Origin of the sequence: Micromonospora sp. NPDC050397, assembly GCF_044901685.1 — a bacterium.
Lineage (GTDB): Bacteria > Actinomycetota > Actinomycetes > Mycobacteriales > Micromonosporaceae > Micromonospora_G.
Genome location: NZ_JBJDPS010000009.1, coordinates 87,482 through 108,101, shown reverse-complemented (window position 1 = coordinate 108,101; position 20,620 = coordinate 87,482). Strand labels below are relative to the sequence as shown.

The window sequence follows — 20,620 nt, the reverse complement described above, 5'->3', positions numbered from 1 at the left end:
TACGGTGGTGCGGGGCTTGACCTTCGCGGACCCGTCGACTCCGGCGATCTCGACCGTGACGGGTCAACCGGTGGAGCTGGGTGAGTGGTCGGATCCGGAGTACTGGGTCGAGCAGGTTCGTCAGCCGGTCAGGTTCGCCGACGCGATCAACACGCTCGACGGGGTTACCCGGTTCGTGGAGTTGGGCCCGGACGGGGTGTTGACCGGGTTGGTGCACCGGCCGGACGCGGTGGCGGTGGCGATGCTGCGCCGGCAGCGCGACGAGGTCACGACCGTGTTGACCGGACTGGCGACGTTGCACGTCAACGGCGTACGGGTGGACTGGTCCCCGATGTTCGCCGGGGTACGTCCGGCCGAGCTGCCGACGTACGCGTTCCAACGGCAGCGTTACTGGCTGCGAGCGGCGGCACCCACCCACGGAACCGATCCGGCGGAGGCCGGCTTCTGGAACGCTGTCGAGCAGGAGGACCTCCCCGCGTTCGCCGCCGAGCTGGGGGTCGACACGGAGGCCGTCGCCACCGTGCTTCCCGCGCTCGTGAGCTGGCGGGCACGGGGTCAGGAACGATCCGAGATCGCCGGCTGGCGCTACCGCGTCGGCTGGACGCCGGTCGCCGACCCCGGTCCGGCCCAGCTCACCGGCAGGTGGCTGGTGGTCAGCGAGGACGAGAACGCGGCCGGGTTGGTCGAAGCGCTGACCAGCCATGGTGCCGTCGTGGTCCGACTGGCGACCGGGGCGCAAACCGAACTCGCCGATCGGCTACGCACGCTCGACACACCGCTCGCCGGTGTGCTCGTGCCCGCCGGTCGGGTGACCGACACACTCGCCGTCGTCCAGGCACTCGGCGACGCCGGCGTCACGGCACCACTCTGGTTGATCACCCGAGCCGCGGTCGCGACAGGGACCGCCGACCCGGCCGTCCACCCACGCCACGCCGAGAGCTGGGGCTTCGGCCGGGTGGTAGCGCTCGAACACCCCGACCGCTGGGGTGGGCTGATCGACCTCCCCGAGCGGCTCGATCCGCGTACCGTTGTCCGTCTGGCGAGCGTGCTCGCCGGTCGGCTGGGCGACGAGACCGAGGTCGCCGTACGTCGTGCCGGGATGCTGGTCCGCCGCCTGACCCCCGATTCGCAACGTCCGGGGAGCACCTGGGAGCCGCGCGGCACCGTCCTGGTCACCGGCGGTACCGGTGGCCTCGGCCGTCAGGTCGCCCGGTGGGCAGCCGAGCGGGGAGCACGTCGGGTCGTACTGGTCAGCCGGCGAGGGCCTGACGCGGACGGCGTCGCCGATCTGCTGACCGAGTTCGAGAACATCGAGGCGCGCGCCTGTGACCTGACCGACCGGGACGCGGTCGCGAGCCTGGTACGTGACTTCGACGACGAACCCGACCTGTCGATCGTGCACGCCGCAGGGGTCCTGGACGACGGTCTGATCGCCAGCCTCGACCCGGCCCGGATCGAGGTCGTACTCGCCGGCAAGTCCGGCGCTGCCTGGTGGCTGCACGAATCCACCGCGCACCGGCCGCTCTCGGCGTTCGTGCTCTTCTCCTCGACGGCCGGCGTGTTCGGCAACCCGGGCCAGGCCAACTACGCCGCCGCCAACGCCGCACTCGACGCGCTCGCCGAGCATCGGGTATCGCACGGGCTGCCCGCCACCTCGATCGCCTGGGGACCCTGGGCCGACGCCGGCATGATGGCCGGCCACGCGGACTCGGCGCAGTTCCGCCGCAGTGGCCTGTCGTTGCTGCGCCCCGCGCAGGCGCTGGCCGCACTGGCCGCCGTGGTTGGCAGCGGCGAACCGGCGGTGGTTGTCGCGGACGTACGGTGGGAACGCTTTGCCGCCGAGATGGCCGCGATCCGTCCGGCGCCGATCCTGGCGGATCTTCCCGCGCTGCGTACGCCAGGTGTCCGGGGTACGGTCGTCGCCGGTCGGCTGCCCCTGGCCGAACGACTGGCGGACCTCTCGCCCGTCGAGGCACGCCGGGCGGTCCTGACCGACGTACGCGACCAGGCCGCCGCCGTACTCGGGCACGGATCCGCCGACGCGGTCACCCCCGACCGCTCGTTCCAGGAACTCGGGTTCGACTCGCTGACCGCGATGGAACTGCGGAACAGACTGACCGCCGCCACCGGGCTCACCCTGCCGGCGACCCTGGTCTTCGACTACCCGGACGCCGAGCGGCTCACCACGTTCCTGCTCGGCCGGCTCGTCGGCGCGCTGCCCGTGGTGGCACCCACCGTCGCGTCCGCGCCGGTCACCGACGATCCGATCGTCATCGTCGGGCTCGCCTGCCGGTTGCCCGGTGGCGCGGACACCCCCGAGGCGCTCTGGGACCTGCTGGCTTCGGGCACCGACGCGATCGGCGGGTTCCCCACCGACCGTGGCTGGGACCTGGACGCCCTTTACCACCCGGATCCGGACCACGTCGGCACCACGTACGCCCGCGAGGGCGGCTTCGTGTCCGGCGCGACCGACTTCGACGCCGCCCTGTTCGGCATCTCGCCGCGCGAGGCCCTGGCGATGGATCCGCAACAGCGGCTGCTGTTGGAAACCTCGTGGGAGGCGTTCGAGCGGGCCGGGATCGACCCGCTCGCCCTCCGGGGCGAGCAGGTCGGCGTCTTCGCCGGCACGAACGGGCAGGACTACGTCACCCTGCTCGACGAGGCGACCGAGAGCATCGCCGGCTCGGCCGGGCACATCGGAACCGGCAACGCCGCGAGCGTGCTGTCCGGTCGGGTCTCGTACACGTTCGGCCTGGAGGGGCCGGCGGTCACCGTCGACACGGCGTGCTCGTCCTCGCTGGTGGCGTTGCACCTGGCCGGGCAGGCGCTGCGGTCGGGCGAGTGCTCGATGGCACTGGTCGGCGGGGTCACCGTGATGGCGAGCCCGACCGCCTTCCTCGACTTCAGCCAGCAGCGCGGCTTGGCCGCCGACGGCCGGTGCAAGTCGTTCGCGGCCGGTGCCGACGGCACCGCCTGGGGCGAGGGCGCCGGGGTGTTCGTGGTCGAGCGGCTCTCCACGGCACGGGCCGCCGGTCGCCGGGTCCTGGCCGTCGTGCGCGGCACGGCGGTGAACCAGGACGGTGCGTCGAACGGGCTCACCGCGCCGAACGGTCCGTCGCAGCAACGCGTCATCCGGGCCGCGTTGGCCGCCGCCGGTCTGCGCGCCCAGGACGTGGACGCGGTCGAGGCACACGGGACCGGGACGACGCTGGGCGACCCGATCGAGGCAGAAGCCCTGCTGGCGACGTACGGGCAGGGGCGGGAGACGCCGCTCTGGCTCGGCTCGATCAAGTCGAACATCGGCCACACCCAGGCCGCCGCCGGTGCGGCCGGCATCCTCAAGATGGTGCTCGCGCTCGCGTACCAGACGCTGCCGCCGACGCTGCACGCGGAGCAGCCGTCCGCACACGTCGACTGGAACTCCGGGGCGGTGTCACTGCTGACCGAGACCCAGCCGTGGCCGGCTGGGAAGCGGCCGCGCCGGGCGGGAGTGTCGTCGTTCGGGATCAGCGGTACGAACGCACACGTCATCCTCGAAGAAGCGCCGTCGGACGAGCCGGCGGCCGAACCAGCGCCGCTGCCGATGGTGCCGGTGCTCCTCTCCGGGGCGAGCGAGGCGGCGCTGCGGACACAGGCCGAGCGACTGCATACGGTGGCCGCCGCCACCGACCTATGGGCACTGGCCGCCACCAGCACCCGGCGCACCGGGTTGGCACATCGTGCGGTGGTGCTCGCCAGCGACAACGAGTCACTGACCAGCGGTCTGGACGCGATCGTTTCCGGGATGGGTGGCCTGACCGGGACGGTGCGTTCGGGTCGGGTGGCGTTCCTGTTCACGGGTCAGGGTGTGCAGCGGGTCGGTATGGGTCGGGGTCTGTACGAGGTGTTCCCGGTGTTCGCGGAGGCGTTCGATCGGGTGGCGTTGCACCTTGATCAGCACTTGGACCGCCCGTTGTCGGATGTCCTTGCCGATGAGGAGTTGATCCATCAGACGGGGTATGCGCAGCCGGCGTTGTTCGCGGTTGAGGTTGCTCTGCATGCGCTGCTGCGGTCTTGGGGTGTGACCCCGGATGTGTTGGTGGGTCATTCGATTGGTGAGGTCGCGGCGGCGTATGTGGCGGGTGTGTTGTCGCTGGGGGATGCGGCTGTTTTGGTTGCTGCTCGTGGTCGGTTGATGCAGGCGTTGCCGTCGGGTGGGGCGATGCTCGCGGTGCAGGCTTCCGAGGCGGATGTTCTGGCGGTGTTCCCGGACGTGGACATTGCGGTGGTGAATGGTCCGGATGCGGTGGTGGTGTCGGGGTCGGAGGCCGACGTCGAGCGGGTCGCCGCTCATGGTTGGAAGACGTCTCGCCTGCGGACGAGTCATGCTTTCCATTCGCGGTTGATGGACCCGATGCTGGCTGAGTTCCGTACGGTGGTGCGGGGGTTGACCTTCGCGGACCCGTCGACCCCGGTGGTCTCGACGGTGACGGGTCAACCGGTGGTGCCGGGGCAGTGGTCGGATCCGGAGTACTGGGTCGAGCAGGTTCGTCAGCCGGTCAGGTTCGCCGATGCGATCAACGTGTTGGATGGGGTTACCCGGTTCGTTGAGTTGGGCCCGGACGGGGTGTTGACCGGGTTGGTGCACCGGCCGGACGCGGTGGCGGTGGCATTGCTGCGTCGGGAACGCGACGAGGTCACGACCGTGTTGACCGGACTGGCGACGTTGCACGTCGACGGCGTACCGGTGGACTGGTCCCCGATGTTCGCCGGGGCCAGGGGAACCGACCTGCCGACGTACGCGTTCCAGCGGGAGCGGTACTGGCCTGCCAAGGGTGCCAGGCGTCGCCACGACCGGGAGGACGACGGGTTCTGGAGCGCGGTCGAGAACGGTGACGCCGACACACTTGCCAACCGGCTCGGCGTCGAGACCACCACGATCGAGAGCTTGCTTCCCGCACTGGTGTCCTGGCGCTCGCGCGGACGGGAGCGCCAGCTACTCGACGGTTGGCGTTACCAGATCACCTGGAAACCCGTGACCGTCTCCGGCCAGGCACGACTCGACGGAACCTGGGCGCTGGTCGGCGACGACCGGTTCGGCCTGGCCGAGGTGCTGAGCGGAGTCGGCGCGACCGTCGTGGCGGTGCCGGCCGGCACCCGGACCGAGCTGGTGACTCGGCTGACCGGGCTCCACGCTGCCGGTGTCGTCTCGACGCTCGGCTCCGTCGAGGAGACGCTGCCGCTGGTCCAGGCGATGGCGGACAGCACGAGCCGGACACCGTTGTGGGTGGTCACCGCGGGTGCGGTGGCCACCGGCCGGGCGGACAACGCGGTGCACGTCGACCAGGCCGCGCTGTGGGGCTTCGGGCGGGCCGTGGGGCTGGAATATCCGGAACTCTGGGGGGGCCTGCTGGACCTGCCCACCATCGTCGACGACCGAGCCGCAGGTCGCCTGGCCCTGGTCCTCGGCGGCGCGCTCGGCGCCGAGGACCAGGTCGTGCTCCGTACCGGCGGGGTGCTCGTCCGGCGCCTCGCGCACGCCCCGGCCGCCGCCGCACCGGCCTGGCGACCGAACGGCACCATGCTGATCACCGGGGGCACCGGTGGTCTCGGTGCCGAGGTGGCACGGTGGGCTGCGGCTTCCGGCGTGGAGCGGTTGATCCTGGTGTCGCGCCGGGGCGCGGAGGCACCCGGCGTCACGGAGCTACTCGGCGAGCTGCCGGCCGCCGAGGCGTACGCCTGTGACCTCGCCGACCGGTCGGCGGTCGAGGCGCTGTTGACGACGATCGGCCGGGTTGACGCGGTGGTGCACGCGGCAGGCGTCGGCGAGGACGTGCCGCTGGGCGACGCCGACCAGGCCCATCTCGACCGCGTGATCCGTGGCAAGGTCGACGGTGCACTCCACCTGGACGCGCTCGTCGGCGACGTCGACGCGTTCGTGGTGTTCTCGTCCATCTCGGCGACCTGGGGCAGTGGCCGGCAGGCCGCGTACGGGGCGGCGAACACCGCCCTCGACGCCCTGATCCTGCGTCGCCGGGCCGCCGGGCTTCCCGGTACCTCGATCGCCTGGGGCCCCTGGTCCCAGGTCGGCATGGCCGCTGACCCCGAAGCGGCAACCGCGCTCCGCCGGCAAGGGCTGGCCGCCCTGGACCCCCAGCACGCGCTCGCCGCGCTGGCCTACGCCGTAGGCGGCGGGGACGACCTGGTCACGATCGCAGACGTACGCTGGGCGGAGTTTCTGCCGATCTTCACCGCTGCCCGGCCGCGCCCGCTCCTGGCCGACCTGCCCGAGGCGTCCGAAGGCGCTGCCCCGGCCGCTGGGACCAACTCCGGCCTGGCCGCACGGCTCGCCACCCTGTCGTCGGCAGAGCGGCGACGCGCCGTACTGGAACTGGTACGGGCCGAGGTCGCGGCGGCGCTGGGACATGCCTCCGCCGACTCCATCGCCCCGGACCGCGCGTTCAAGGAGTTGGGCTTCGACTCGCTGACCGCGGTCGAGCTGCGTAACCGGCTACAGAACGGCACCGGACTGGCGCTGCCGGCGACTTTGGCGTTCGACTACCCGAGTGCCGAGCGGCTGGCCGCGTACGTGCTGGAGCAGACCCTCGGCGCCGACGTACCCACGACAGCGGTGGTCGCCACGGTCGCGACCGACGACGACCCGATAGTGATCGTCGGCATGGGGCTGCGCCTTCCCGGCGGTGTCGACACCCCGCAGGCGCTCTGGGACCTCGTCGTCGCCGGCACCGACGCGATCGACGAGTTCCCCACCGACCGGGGCTGGGACATGGGCAGGCTCTACCACCCCGACCCGGACCACGCCGGCACCTCCTACGCGCGCGCGGGCGGGTTCCTCTACGGCGCGGGTGACTTCGACGCCGGACTGTTCGGCATCTCGCCCCGCGAGGCGCTGGCGATGGACCCGCAGCAGCGGTTGTTGTTGGAGACCTCCTGGGAGGCGTTCGAGTCCGCTGGCGTCAACCCGCTCGGTCTGCGTGGCGAGCCGGTCGGCGTCTTTGTCGGAGCAACGTTCATGGGGTACGGCAGCGGCGCGGTCGACGCCGGAGAAGGGGTCGAAGGACACCTGCTCACCGGTACGGCGTCGTCCGTGATCTCCGGGCGGGTGTCGTACACGTTCGGTCTGGAAGGTCCGGCCGTCACCGTCGACACTGCCTGCTCCTCGTCGTTGGTCGCGCTGCACCTGGCTGGGCAGGCGCTGCGCTCGGGTGAGTGCTCGATGGCACTCGTCGGCGGTGTGACCGTGATGCCCACCGCCGACGTGTTCGTCGAATTCTCCCGGCAGCGGGGTCTTTCGCCCGATGGTCGGTGCAGGTCGTTCGGTGCGGGTGCGGATGGCACGGGTTGGTCCGAGGGTGCGGGGGTGTTGTTGGTCGAGCGGTTGTCCGACGCCCGGCGTAATGGTCATGACGTTCTTGCGGTTGTTCGTGGTAGTGCGGTGAATCAGGATGGTGCGTCGAATGGTTTGACGGCGCCGAATGGTCCGGCGCAGCAGCGGGTGATCCGGGCGGCGTTGGCGGCTGCGGGGTTGGACGCGTCCGAGGTTGACGCGGTCGAGGCGCACGGTACGGGGACGTCGTTGGGTGATCCGATCGAGGCCCAGGCGTTGTTGGCGACGTACGGGCAGGGGCGGGAGGCGCCGCTCTGGCTCGGCTCGATCAAGTCCAACATCGGCCACACCCAAGCCGCGGCAGGGGCGGCCGGAATCGCGAAGATGGTGCTCGCGTTGCGGCACGGGGTGCTGCCGGCGACGTTGCACGCGGATCAGCCGTCACCGCACGTGGACTGGGCCGGCGGGAAGGTGGAACTGCTGACCTCGGCTCAGCCGTGGGAAGCGGGCGACCGGCCACGGCGGGCCGGTGTCTCGGCCTTCGGTGTGTCGGGCACCAACGCGCACGTCATCCTCGAAGAGGCTCCTGCGGTCGAGCGGCTGGTGGCCGCACCGGTCCCACCGATCGCACCGGTCCTGCTCTCCGGGGCCGACGAGGCGGCACTCCGGTCCCAAGCGGAGCGGCTGCTCGCCCTTCCCGATCTCGTCACTGCCGCACCTGCGGAGGTGGGTGCGGCGTCGGTCCGGAGGGCGGCGTTGCCGTACCGGGCGGTGGTTCTGGCGGAGGATGCCGGGGCGTTGGTTGGTGGGTTGGCCGAGATTGCGGCTGGCAATGGTTCGGTACGCGGTGTCGCCGGCTCGGGCCGGGTGGCGTTCCTGTTCACGGGTCAGGGTGCGCAGCGGGTCGGTATGGGTCGGGGTTTGTACGAGGTGTTCCCGGTGTTCGCGGAGGCGTTCGACCGGGTGGCGTTGCACCTTGATCAGCACCTGGAACGGTCTCTCGCGGACGTGTTGACGGACGAGGAGTTGATCCATCAGACGGGGTATGCGCAGCCGGCGTTGTTCGCGGTCGAAGTCGCCTTGCATGCGTTGTTGTCGCATCTGGGTGTGTCGGCCGACGTTTTGGTGGGTCATTCGATTGGCGAGATCGCTGCCGCGCATGTGGCGGGTGTGTTGTCGCTGGGTGATGCGGCTGTCCTGGTTGCTGCTCGTGGTCGGTTGATGCAGGCGTTGCCGTCGGGTGGGGCGATGCTCGCGGTGCAGGCTTCCGAGGCGGATGTTCTGGCGGTGTTCCCGGACGTGGACATTGCGGTGGTGAATGGTCCGGATGCGGTGGTGGTGTCGGGGTCGGAGGTCGACGTCGAGCGGGTCGCCGGTCATGGTTGGAAGACGTCCCGTCTGCGGACGAGTCATGCTTTCCATTCCCGGTTGATGGACCCGATGCTGGCTGAGTTCCGTACGGTGGTGCGGGGGTTGACCTTCGCGGAGCCGTCGACCCCGGTGGTGTCGACGGTGACGGGTCAACCGGTGGTGCCGGGGTTGTGGTCGGATCCGGAGTACTGGGTCGAGCAGGTTCGTCAGCCGGTCAGGTTCGCCGATGCGATCAACACGCTGGACGGGGTCACCCGGTTCGTGGAACTTGGCCCGGATGGCGTGTTGACCGGGTTGGTGCACCGGCCGGACGCGGTGGCGGTGGCGATGCTGCGCCGCGAACGTGACGAGGTCACGACGGCGTTGACGGCGTTGGCGACGCTGCACGTCAACGGCGTACCGGTTGACTGGACGCCGTTCTACCAGGGCATTCGGCCCGTGTCGCTGCCGACGTACGGATTCCAACGGCAGCGGTACTGGCTGGAGTCCCGACCGGAGGCTGCCGCCGCCGATCCCGCCGAGGCCGGGTTCTGGGACACGGTTGACCGAGGCGACCTCACCACCCTCGCCGCTGAGCTAGGGGTCGACCCCTCTTCGCCGCTGGCGAGCGTGCTGCCGGCGCTGAGTTCCTGGCGCGCGCGTGGTCGCGAGCGTTCCCAGGTCGACGGGTGGCGCTACCGCGTCACCTGGCAGCCCGTACCCGAGCCGCGTTCGGCCGCGCCGACGGGAACCTGGGTGCTGGTCGGCTCCGACCCGGTTGGGCTCGGCGCGGCTCTGACCAGCCAGGGCGTCGACGTCCTCGCCATCGGGACGGGTGAGCGTGCCGCGCTGGTACAACGGCTGCGGGAGCTGGGCGGCTCCGTCGGCGGTGTGGTCAGCCTGGCCGCGCTCGACGACGCGCCCCTGCTCGACTCGGTCACGGTCGCACAAGCTCACCTGGACGCCGGTCTGAACGTACCGCTGTGGCTGGCGACCCGTGGTGGGTTGTCCACCGGCCGGGCGGATGCACCGGCCGACCCGTTGCAGGCACAGACCTGGGGACTCGGCCGTGCGGTCGCCCTGGAACATCCGGAGTTCTGGGGCGGGCTGCTGGATCTGCCTGTCGATCTGGATTCGAGAGGCGCGGCCCGGGTTGCCGCCGTCCTGGCCGGGGCGTTGGGTGCGGAGGATCAGGTCGCGGTGCGTCCCGGTGGGGTGCTGGTTCGGCGTCTGGTTGCGGCTCCGGCTTCGGGTGTGAGTGAGTGGCGGCCGCGTGGGACGGTGTTGGTCGCCGGTGGGACTGGTGGGCTTGGTGCCCAGGTCGCCCGCTGGGCGGCCGGGAGCGGTGCCGAGCGGTTGGTCCTGGTGTCGCGTCGGGGTGCTGCGGCGCCGGGTGTGTCGGAGTTGTTGGCCGAGTTGCCGAACGCGGAGGTGCTCGCCTGCGATCTGGCCGACCGGTCTGCGGTGGAGGCGCTTCTGGCGACGGTTGGTCGGGTGGACGCGGTGGTGCACGCGGCCGGTGTTGGCGAAGATGTGCCGTTGCGTGACGTGAATGGGGATCATCTGCGTCGGGTCGTGGTCGGCAAGGTTGATGGTGCGCTTCATCTGGACGCGTTGGTTGGTGACGTAAACGCGTTTGTGGTGTTCTCGTCGATTTCGGGGATCTGGGGGAGCGCGCAGCAGGTGGCGTACGGTGCCGCCAACGCCGCCCTCGACGCGCTGATCGCTCGACGTCGCGCGCTTGGGATGCCCGGCACCGCGATTGCCTGGGGTCCGTGGGCCCAGGTCGGTATGGCGGCCGACGGCGAGGTGGCGGCACAGTTGCGGCGGCGGGGCCTCACCCCGATGACACCTGATCGCGCGCTGACCGCGATGGCCGGTGCCGTCGGCTCCGGCGAGGAGGCGGTGACGGTCGCCGACGTACGGTGGGAGGAGTTCCTGCCGCTGTTCACCGCGAGCCGCGCGCGGCCACTGTTCGACCAGCTTGCCGAGGCGACCACGCCCGATCGGGCGGCAGAGCTGGACTCCGGACTCACCGCGCGGTTGGCGGGGTTGGCCGCGTCGGAACGCATGCGGACCGTGCTGGAGTTGGTGCGCGCCGAGGTGGCGGCTGTTCTCGGTCACGCCTCGGCCGGTGCGATCGAGCCGGACCGGGCGTTCAAGGAACTCGGGTTCGACTCGTTGACCGCCGTCGAGTTGCGTAACCGTCTGCGGGCCGCGACCGGCTTGGCGTTGCCGGCGACGCTGGCGTTCGACTATCCGAGCGCCGAGCGGCTCGCCCGGTTCGTCCTGGCCGAAATCGGCGGCTCCGAGACTGCCTCTCCCATCACTCCGTTGCCGACGGCCGTCACGGACGACGACCCGGTCGTGATCGTGGGGATGGGGTTGCGGTTGCCGGGTGGGGTGGAGACGCCTGAGCAGTTCTGGGATTTGGTGGTGTCGGGTGGTGAGGGTATTGGGGCGTTTCCGGTTGATCGTGGTTGGGATCTTGAGCGGTTGTATCACCCGGATCCTGATCATGTGGGGACGTTCTATGCGCGTGGGGGTGGGTTTCTTCATGGTGCGGGTGATTTTGATGCTGGGTTGTTCGGGATTTCGCCGCGTGAGGCGTTGGCGATGGATCCGCAGCAGCGGTTGTTGCTGGAAACCTCGTGGGAGGCGTTCGAGCGCGCAGGGGTGAATCCACGCGACCTGGCGGGCCGTCCGGTGGGCGTGTTCGTCGGCGCCGCGTTCATGGGGTACGGCACCGGGTCGAACGAAAGCGGGGAAGGACTCGAAGGCCATCTGCTGACGGGTACGGCGTCCTCGGTCATCTCCGGTCGGATCTCGTACACGTTCGGTCTGGAAGGTCCGGCCGTCACCGTCGACACTGCCTGTTCGTCGTCGTTGGTGGCGTTGCATCTGGCGAGCCAGGCCCTGCGGTCGGGTGAGTGCTCGATGGCGCTGGTCGGTGGCGTCACGGTGATGCCGACCCCGGACATCTTCGTGGAATTCTCCCGGCAGCGTGGTCTTTCGCCCGATGGTCGGTGCAGGTCGTTCGGTGCGGGTGCGGATGGCACGGGTTGGTCCGAGGGTGCGGGGGTGTTGTTGGTCGAGCGGTTGTCCGACGCCCGGCGTAATGGTCATGACGTTCTTGCGGTTGTTCGTGGTAGTGCGGTGAATCAGGATGGTGCGTCGAATGGTTTGACGGCGCCGAATGGTCCGGCGCAGCAGCGGGTGATCCGGGCGGCGTTGGCGGCTGCGGGGTTGGACGCGTCCGAGGTGGATGCGGTCGAGGCGCACGGTACGGGGACCTCGTTGGGTGATCCGATCGAGGCCCAGGCGCTGCTTGCGACGTACGGGCAGGGTCGGGAGGTGCCGTTGTGGCTGGGTTCGGTGAAGTCGAACATCGGCCACGCGCAGGCGGCGGCCGGTGTGGCGGGGATCGCGAAGATGGTGTTGGCGTTGCGGCACGGGGTGTTGCCGGCGACCTTGCACGCGCTGGAGCGGTCGCCGCACGTGGACTGGGCTGCGGGGAATGTGGGGTTGTTGACCGAGGCCCGGTCGTGGGAGTCCGACGGTCGGCCTCGTCGCGCGGGTGTGTCGGCGTTCGGGGTGTCGGGCACCAACGCTCACGTGATCATCGAGGAGCCGCCGGTTGTCGAGCCGGTGCCGCAGTCTGCACCGTCGGTGGAGCTGCCGGTGGTTCCGGTGTTGCTGTCGGGACATGACGTGGCGGCGTTGCGGGCACAGGCAGCCCTGCTGCGTACGGCCGTGAACAGTGACCTGCACGAGCTGGCCGCCGCATCGATTCGGCGGGCCGCACTGACACATCGGGCAGTGGTATTCGCGAGTGACAGTGACACCCTGACCAGCGGTCTCGACGCGATCGTTTCCGGCACCGGTGGCTTGACCGGCTCAGGTGACGCAGGTCGGCTCGCTTTCCTGTTCACGGGTCAGGGTGCGCAGCGGGTCGGTATGGGTCGGGGTCTGTACGAGGCGTTCCCGGTGTTCGCGGAGGCGTTCGACCGGGTGGCGTTGCACCTTGATCAGCACCTGGACCGCCCGTTGTCGGTGGTGCTGGCCGACGAGGAGTTGATCCATCAGACCGGGTACGCGCAGCCGGCGTTGTTCGCGGTTGAGGTTGCGTTGCATGCGTTGTTGTCGCATCTGGGTGTGTCGGCCGACGTTCTGGTGGGTCATTCGATTGGCGAGATCGCGGCGGCGCACGTGGCGGGTGTGTTGTCGCTGGGTGATGCGGCTGTTTTGGTGGCTGCTCGTGGTCGGTTGATGCAGGCGTTGCCGTCGGGTGGGGCGATGCTCGCGGTGCAGGCTTCCGAGGCGGATGTTCTGGCGGTGTTCCCGGACGTCGACATCGCGGTGGTGAATGGTCCGGACGCGGTGGTGGTGTCCGGACCCGAGGCCGACATCGAACGGGTCGCCGCTCATGGTTGGAAGACGTCCCGCCTACGGACGAGTCATGCTTTCCACTCCCGCTTGATGGATCCGATGTTGGTCGAGTTCCGTACGGTGGTGCGGGGGTTGACCTTCGCCGACCCGTCGACCCCGGCGATCTCCACCGTGACCGGCCTTTCGGTGGTGCCGGGGCAGTGGTCGGATCCGGAGTACTGGGTCGAGCAGGTTCGTCAGCCGGTCAGGTTCGCTGACGCAATCAACACGCTCGACGGGGTCACCCGGTTCGTTGAGCTCGGCCCGGACGGGGTGTTGACCGGGCTCGTGCAGCAGTCGGACGCGGACGCGGTGGCGGTGGCGATGCTGCGCCGGGAACGCGACGAGGTCACGACCGCGTTGACCGGACTGGCGACGTTGCACGTCAACGGCGTACCGGTCGACTGGTCCCCGATGTTCGCCGGGGTACGGCCAGCCGAGCTGCCGACGTACGCCTTCCAACGACAGCGTTACTGGCTCGAATTCCGGCCCCCGGCGGCCGACCCGGTCGAGGCGAGCTTCTGGGAACGGATCCAGCAGGGCGACCTGCCCGGCCTGGCCACGCAGCTCGGCGTGGCGGAGACCGTCCTCGAAGGCGTCGTCCCCGCGCTGGCCGGGTGGCGTGCCCAGGGCCGGGAGCGTTCCACGCTGGATGCCTGGCGTTATCGCGTCGGCTGGGAACCGCTCGCGGAGCCGGAAGCGGCGCGCCTCGCGGGGAGCTGGGTGCTGGTGGGCGACGTTCCACTAGCCGACGCCCTCCAACAGTACGGAGCCACGGTCGTATCGGTGCCGTCCGGCTCACGGTCGGAACTGGCCGCGAGGCTGCGGGGTATGAACGCCAGCGGCATCCTGGCCGCTCCCGATTCTCTGGACGGCCTGCTGGCACTGACCCAGGCGATGACCGATGCCGCGATCACCACCCCGCTGTGGCTGTTGACCCGGCATGCGGTCGCCACCGGTCGGGCCGACGGCGAGGTGAACGTCCAGCAGGCGCAGCTCTGGGGCATGGGTCGGGCGGTGGCGTTGGAGCATCCCGAGTTCTGGGGCGGGCTGGTGGATCTGCCGGCTGACCTGGAAGAGCGGGGCGTCAGGAGGGTCGCCGCGGTCCTGGCCGGAGCCTTGGGCGCGGAGGACCAGGTCGCGGTGCGGGCCGGTGGGCTGCTGGTGCGCCGGCTTCTTCGTACATCGGCTGCCGGTGCCGTGCCGTGGCAGCCGCGTGGGACGGTGCTGGTCGCCGGTGGAACGGGTGGGCTCGGCGCCCAGGTCGCCCGCTGGGCGGCGGAAAGCGGTGCCGAGCGGTTGGTCCTGGTGTCGCGTCGGGGTGCTGCGGCGCCGGGTGTCCCGGAGCTGTTGGCCGAGCTGCCGAACGCCGAGGTGTTCGCCTGCGATCTGGCCGACCGGTCTGCGGTGGAAGCGTTGTTGACGACGGTCGGCCGGGTGGACGCGGTGGTGCACGCGGCCGGCGTGAGCGAGGACGTCTCCCTCACCGATGTCGACTCCGAGCACGTCGACCGGGTCGTACGAGGCAAGGTCGACGGCGCGTTGCACCTGGATGAGCTGGTCGGTGACGTCGACGCGTTTGTGGTCTTCTCGTCGATCTCCGGAATCTGGGGGAGCGCCCGGCAGGCCGCCTACGGGGCTGCGAACGCCGCACTGGACGCCCTGGTCACACGACGGCGGGCGGTTGGTCTGCCTGGCACGGCCGTTTCCTGGGGGCCGTGGGCGGAGGTCGGCATGGCCGCCGACACCGAGACCGCCGAGCAACTCCGGCGCCGGGGACTGAGCCCGATGACGCCGGCCCGGGCCCTGGCCGCGCTCGCGCTGGCGGTCGGCTCCGGCGAGGAGGCGGTGACGGTCGCCGACGTACGGTGGGAGGAGTTCCTGCCACTGTTCACCGCGAGCCGTGCGCGGCCGCTGTTCGACCGGCTTGCCGAAGCGGGCACGGTGTCCGTCTCGACGGAGGTGGAGTCCGGTCTTGCCGTGCGGTTGGCGGGGTTGACCGCGTCGGAACGGATGCGGACCGTGCTGGAGTTGGTCCGAACTGAGGTGGCGGCGGTGCTCGGCTACCCGTCGACGGAGGCGGTGGAGCCGTCCCGCGCGTTCAAGGACCTGGGCTTCGACTCACTGACCGCGGTCGAGTTGCGTAACCGGCTGCGGGCCGCGACCGGGTTGGCGCTTCCCGCGACCCTGGCCTTCGACTACCCGAGCGCCGAGCGGCTGGCCACGTTCGTGATCGAGCAGACGGTCGGCGTGACCGACCCAGCCGTGGAAGCCAGGGTCACGCAGGTGACGACGGACGACCCGATCGTCATCGTCGGGATGGGCGTGCGGCTTCCCGGTGGGGTGCAGACGCCGGAGGATTACTGGGATCTGGTTGCCTCGGGCCGGGACGGGATCGGGACGTTCCCGACCGACCGAGGCTGGGACCTGGAGGCGCTCTACCACCCGGACCCGGACCACGCGGGCACCTCGTACACCCAGCACGGTGGATTCCTCTACGACGCGGGTGACTTCGACGCCGGCCTGTTCGGCATCTCGCCGCGCGAGGCGACCGCGATGGATCCGCAGCAGCGGCTGCTGTTGGAGATCTCGTGGGAGGCGTTCGAGTCCGCTGGCGTCAATCCGCTCGGTCTGCGTGGCGAGCCGGTCGGTGTCTTTGTCGGCGCCTCGTACATGGGGTACGGAAACGGACCCGGAGAGTCGGCCGACGGACTCGAAGGCCACATGTTGACCGGTACGGCTTCGTCGGTGATGTCGGGGCGGGTGTCGTACACGTTCGGTCTGGAAGGTCCGGCCGTCACCGTCGACACTGCCTGTTCGTCGTCGTTGGTGGCGTTGCATCTGGCGAGCCAGGCGCTGCGGTCCGGCGAGTGTTCGATGGCGCTCGTCGGTGGTGTGACCGTGATGCCGAACGCCGACGTGTTCGTCGAGTTCTCCCGGCAGCGGGGTCTTTCGCCCGACGGTCGGTGCAGGTCGTTCGGTGCGGGTGCGGATGGCACGGGTTGGTCCGAGGGTGCCGGGATGTTGCTGGTCGAGCGGCTGTCCGACGCCCGGCGGAACGGGCACGACATCCTTGCGGTGGTACGCGGCACGGCGGTGAACCAGGATGGTGCGTCGAATGGTTTGACGGCGCCGAACGGCCCTTCGCAGCAGCGGGTGATCCGGGCCGCGTTGGCCGCTGCCGGACTCAACCCGCAGGACGTCGATGCGGTCGAGGCGCACGGTACGGGGACCTCGCTGGGTGATCCGATCGAGGCCCAGGCTCTGTTGGCGACGTACGGGCAGGGTCGGGAGACGCCGCTCTGGCTGGGTTCGGTGAAGTCGAACATCGGCCACACCCAGGCGGCGGCCGGTGTCGCGGGGATCGCGAAGATGGTGTTGGCGTTGCGGCACGGGGTGTTGCCGGCGACCTTGCACGCGCTGGAGCGGTCGCCGCACGTGGACTGGGCTGCCGGCCGTGTGGAGTTGTTGACCGAGGCTCGGTCGTGGCAAGCGGATGGTCGGCCTCGTCGGGCCGGTGTGTCGGCGTTCGGGGTCTCGGGCACCAACGCGCACGTGATCATCGAGGAGGCGCCGACGTCGCAGGACGCGGTGTCGGCCCCCACGTTGCCGTTCGTGCCGGTCCTGGTCTCCGGGCACACCGACGCGGCCATGCGTGCGCAGGCGCAGCGGCTGCGGACGGCCACGGACCGCGACCTGCACGCGCTCGCGGTGGCTGCGAGCAGGCGCTCCGCGCTCAGCCACCGGGCGGTGGTGCTCGCGGCCGACCCGGATGCACTGGCCAACGGTCTGGACGCGATCGTTTCCGGGATGGGTGGCCTGACCGGGACGGTGCGTTCGGGTCGGGTGGCGTTCCTGTTCACGGGTCAGGGTGTGCAGCGGGTCGGTATGGGTCGGGGTTTGTACGAGGTGTTTCCGGTGTTCGCGGAGGCGTTCGATCGGGTGGCGTTGCACCTTGATCAGCACTTGGACCGCCCGTTGTCGGTGGTGCTGGCCGACGAGGAGTTGATCCATCAGACGGGGTATGCGCAGCCGGCGTTGTTCGCGGTTGAGGTTGCTCTGGATGCGCTGCTGCGGTCTTGGGGTGTGACCCCGGATGTGTTGGTGGGTCATTCGATTGGTGAGGTCGCGGCGGCGTATGTGGCGGGTGTGTTGTCGCTGGGTGATGCGGCTGTTTTGGTTGCGGCTCGTGGTCGGTTGATGCAGGCGTTGCCGTCGGGTGGGGCGATGCTCGCGGTGCAAGCCTCCGAAACGGACGTCCTGACAGCGTTCCCGGACGTCGACATCGCCGTGGTGAATGGTCCGGACGCGGTGGTGGTGTCCGGGTCGGAGTCCGACATCGAACGGGTCGCCGCTCATGGTTGGAAGACGTCCCGTCTACGGACGAGTCACGCTTTCCACTCCCGCTTGATGGATCCGATGTTGGTGGAGTTCCGTACGGTGGTGCGGGGGTTGACCTTCGCGGAGCCGTCGACCCCGGCGGTCTCCACGGTGACCGGCCTTTCGGTGCAGCCGGGGCAGTGGTCGGATCCGGAGTACTGGGTCGAGCAGGTTCGTCAGCCGGTCAGGTTCGCCGATGCGATCAACACGTTGGACGGGGTCACCCGGTTCGTTGAGTTGGGCCCGGACGGGGTGTTGACCGGGTTGGTGCACCGGCCGGACGCGGTGGCGGTGGCGATGCTGCGTCGGGAACGCGACGAGGTCACGACCGTGTTGACGGCGTTGGCGACGTTGCACGTCAACGGCGTACCGGTGGACTGGGCGCCGCTGCACCGGGGCGTACGTCCGGCGAAGCTGCCGACGTACGCGTTCCAGCGACAGCGGTACTGGATCACCGCGACCCGTGGTGCCGGGGACCTGAGCGCCGCCGGGCTCGACGCCACCGACCATCCGTTGCTCGGCGCGGTCGTTCCGCTGGTCGACGGGGGCGGGGCCGTACTCACCGGTCGGTTGTCGCTGCGTACGCATCCCTGGCTGGCCGACCACGTGGTCGGCGGCGCCGCGTTGCTGCCCGGCACCGCGTTGCTGGAACTCGCGGTGCAAGCCGCCCACCAGGTCGGCTGCGACACCGTAGAGGAGTTGACGCTGCACGCGCCACTCGTCGTCCCGGACTCCGTCGCCGTCCAGATCCAGGTGACGGTCGACGGCCCGGACGAGCGGGGACGCCGGGCCCTGCGCATCCACTCACGCGGTGACGACTGGCAGCACCACGCCAGCGGCAGCCTCACGTCGACCGGGGCGGCGGCCGAGCCGGTCACCGAGGCGTGGCCGCCCACGGACGCCACGCCGGTTCCGCTCGACGATTTCTACCCGAGCCTGCGCGACCTCGGCCTGGACTACGGGCCGGCGTTCCAGGCCCTGGGTACGGTCTGGCGGCGCGGCGACGACCTGTACGTGGAGGTGACACTCGACGACGAGCAGCAGCGGGTGGCCCCTCGGTTCGGCGCGCATCCCGCGCTGGTCGACGCCGCGCTGCACGCGCTCGCCCTGACCGGTGACGGTGACGGTGACGCCCCGGCCAGGCTGCCGTTCATCTGGTCGGACGTGACCGTGTACGCCACCGGCGCGGATCGACTCCGGGTACGACTCAGCCCCGCCGGCAACGACGCGGTTCGGCTCGAAGCGTTCAGCACTGCGGGGCAGGCGGTGTTCACGGTCGGGTCACTGGTCCTGCGGCCGATGCCCTCGGCCCGCCCCGGCGCGAACGACCTGTTCACCGTCGAATGGGATCGGGTGACGGTCCCCTCCGGTTCGGCGGCCCCGTCCTCGACGGCCGGCTGGGCGGTGCTGGGCGATCCACTGCCGGAGCTGCCCGGCGTACCGGCGCAGGCGACCCCGGGCACCCCGGTGGTGCTTCTGGCCGCCGGTGGCGTCACGGCGATGGAGGAGGTTGTCCGGGCGACCCACGACGAGACCCGTCGGGTGCTGGACATCCTGCAACGGGTCCTCGCCACGGACTCCCGGCTGGTGGTTCTGACGAGCAACGCGGTCCGGCCGGTGGGCGACGCGGTCGACCTCAGCGGGGCAGCGGTCTGGGGGCTGCTCCGCTCCGCCCAGCAGGAGAACCCCGACCGGTTCCTGCTGGTCGACGTCGACGCCGAGGCCGCATCCTGGCGGGCGCTGCCGGCGGCGGTGGCGTCCGGTGAACCGCAACTGGCGATCCGGGACGGGGCGCTGTTCGCACCGAGGCTGTCCCGTGTCCCGCTGACCGACCCGGTCACCGGACCGATCGGTGCCGGAACCGTGCTGATCACCGGGGGATCCGGTGCGCTCGCCCGTCGGGTGGCGCGGCATCTTGTCGCCGCCCACCGGGTCGACCGACTGGTCCTGGTCAGCCGTACCGGTGGCGGGCAGGCGGTCGCCGAGGAGCTGGGTGGCCTCGGCGTACAGGTCAGGCTCGCCTCGGCGGACGTGGCCGACCGGGACGCCCTGGCGGCCGTGCTGGCCGAGATCCCGGCGGAGCACCCGCTGACCGCGGTGGTCCACACGGCCGGCGTGCTGGCCGACGGCATCGCCGAGCGGATGACCCCCGACCAGTTGGAGCGGGTGCTGCGGCCCAAGGTGGACGGTGCGCTGAACCTGCACCTGCTCACCCGTGACCTGGAGCTGTCGGCGTTCGTCCTGTTCTCGTCCGCGTCGGCGGTCTTCGGCACGCCGGGGCAGGCGAACTACTCGGCGGCCAACTCCTTCCTGGAGGCGCTCGCGGTGCACCGTCGGTCGCTCGGGCTGCCGGGCCAGGCACTCGCCTGGGGACCGTGGGACGACGGTGGCATGGCCGGTGACCTGAACGAGGCCGACCGGCAGCGGATGGCGCGGGCCGGCGTACTGACCTTCGGGGTCGAGTCGGGGCTCGCCGCGTTCGACGCGGCGGTGGTCACGCCGGGCCCGGCGCTCGTGCCGATCCGGCTCGACCTGGCGGCCGTACGGGCGTCCGGGGAGGTGCCGCCGCTGCTGCGCGGCCTGGTCGGGCAGCCCGTGACCAGGGCTGCGGCGACGGTGACGGCGGCGACGGCGGTACCGGTAACCCAACGGCTGCTCGGGCTCTCGGTCGAAGCCCAGCGGGTGCTGCTGCTCGACCTGGTGCACAACCACGTGGCGATCGTGCTCGGCTACCCGGCCGACCAGGAGATCGAACCCACCCGGGGCTTCCTGGACCTGGGCTTCGACTCGCTCACGGCGGTCGAGCTGCGCAACGGCCTGGCCACGGCGACCGGGCTGCGGCTGCCGGCGACGGTCATCTTCGACTACCCGACCCCGGAGGACCTGGCCGGTCACCTGCGCGACCAGTTGGCCCCGGCGGCCGCGCCGCTGCCCGCGCTGGCCGAACTCGACCGCTTCGAGGCGTCGCTCACCGCCGAAGGACTCGACCCCGGGGTACGCGACCAGATCGCGAACCGGCTGCGCAAGCTGCTCGCCGGCTGGCAGCCGGCCGAGGCCGACGACGTCGCCGACCAGTTGGAGGACGCCAGTGACGAGGAGATGTTCGCCTTCATCGACAACGAGCTGGGGTTGTAG

At 70.6% G+C, this 20,620-nt stretch carries 1 protein-coding gene (only partly in view); it reads left to right on the top strand.

Going from position 1 to position 20,620, the window contains the following annotated elements; translation table 11 throughout:
- Nucleotides 1-20,620: the 3' portion of a type I polyketide synthase gene (locus ACI2K4_RS25720; RefSeq protein ID WP_404514844.1), read on the top strand. Its footprint begins 20,093 nt before the window's first position; the window shows 20,620 of its 40,713 coding nt (coding positions 20,094-40,713); its start codon lies off the left edge, out of view; the stop codon is at nt 20,618-20,620.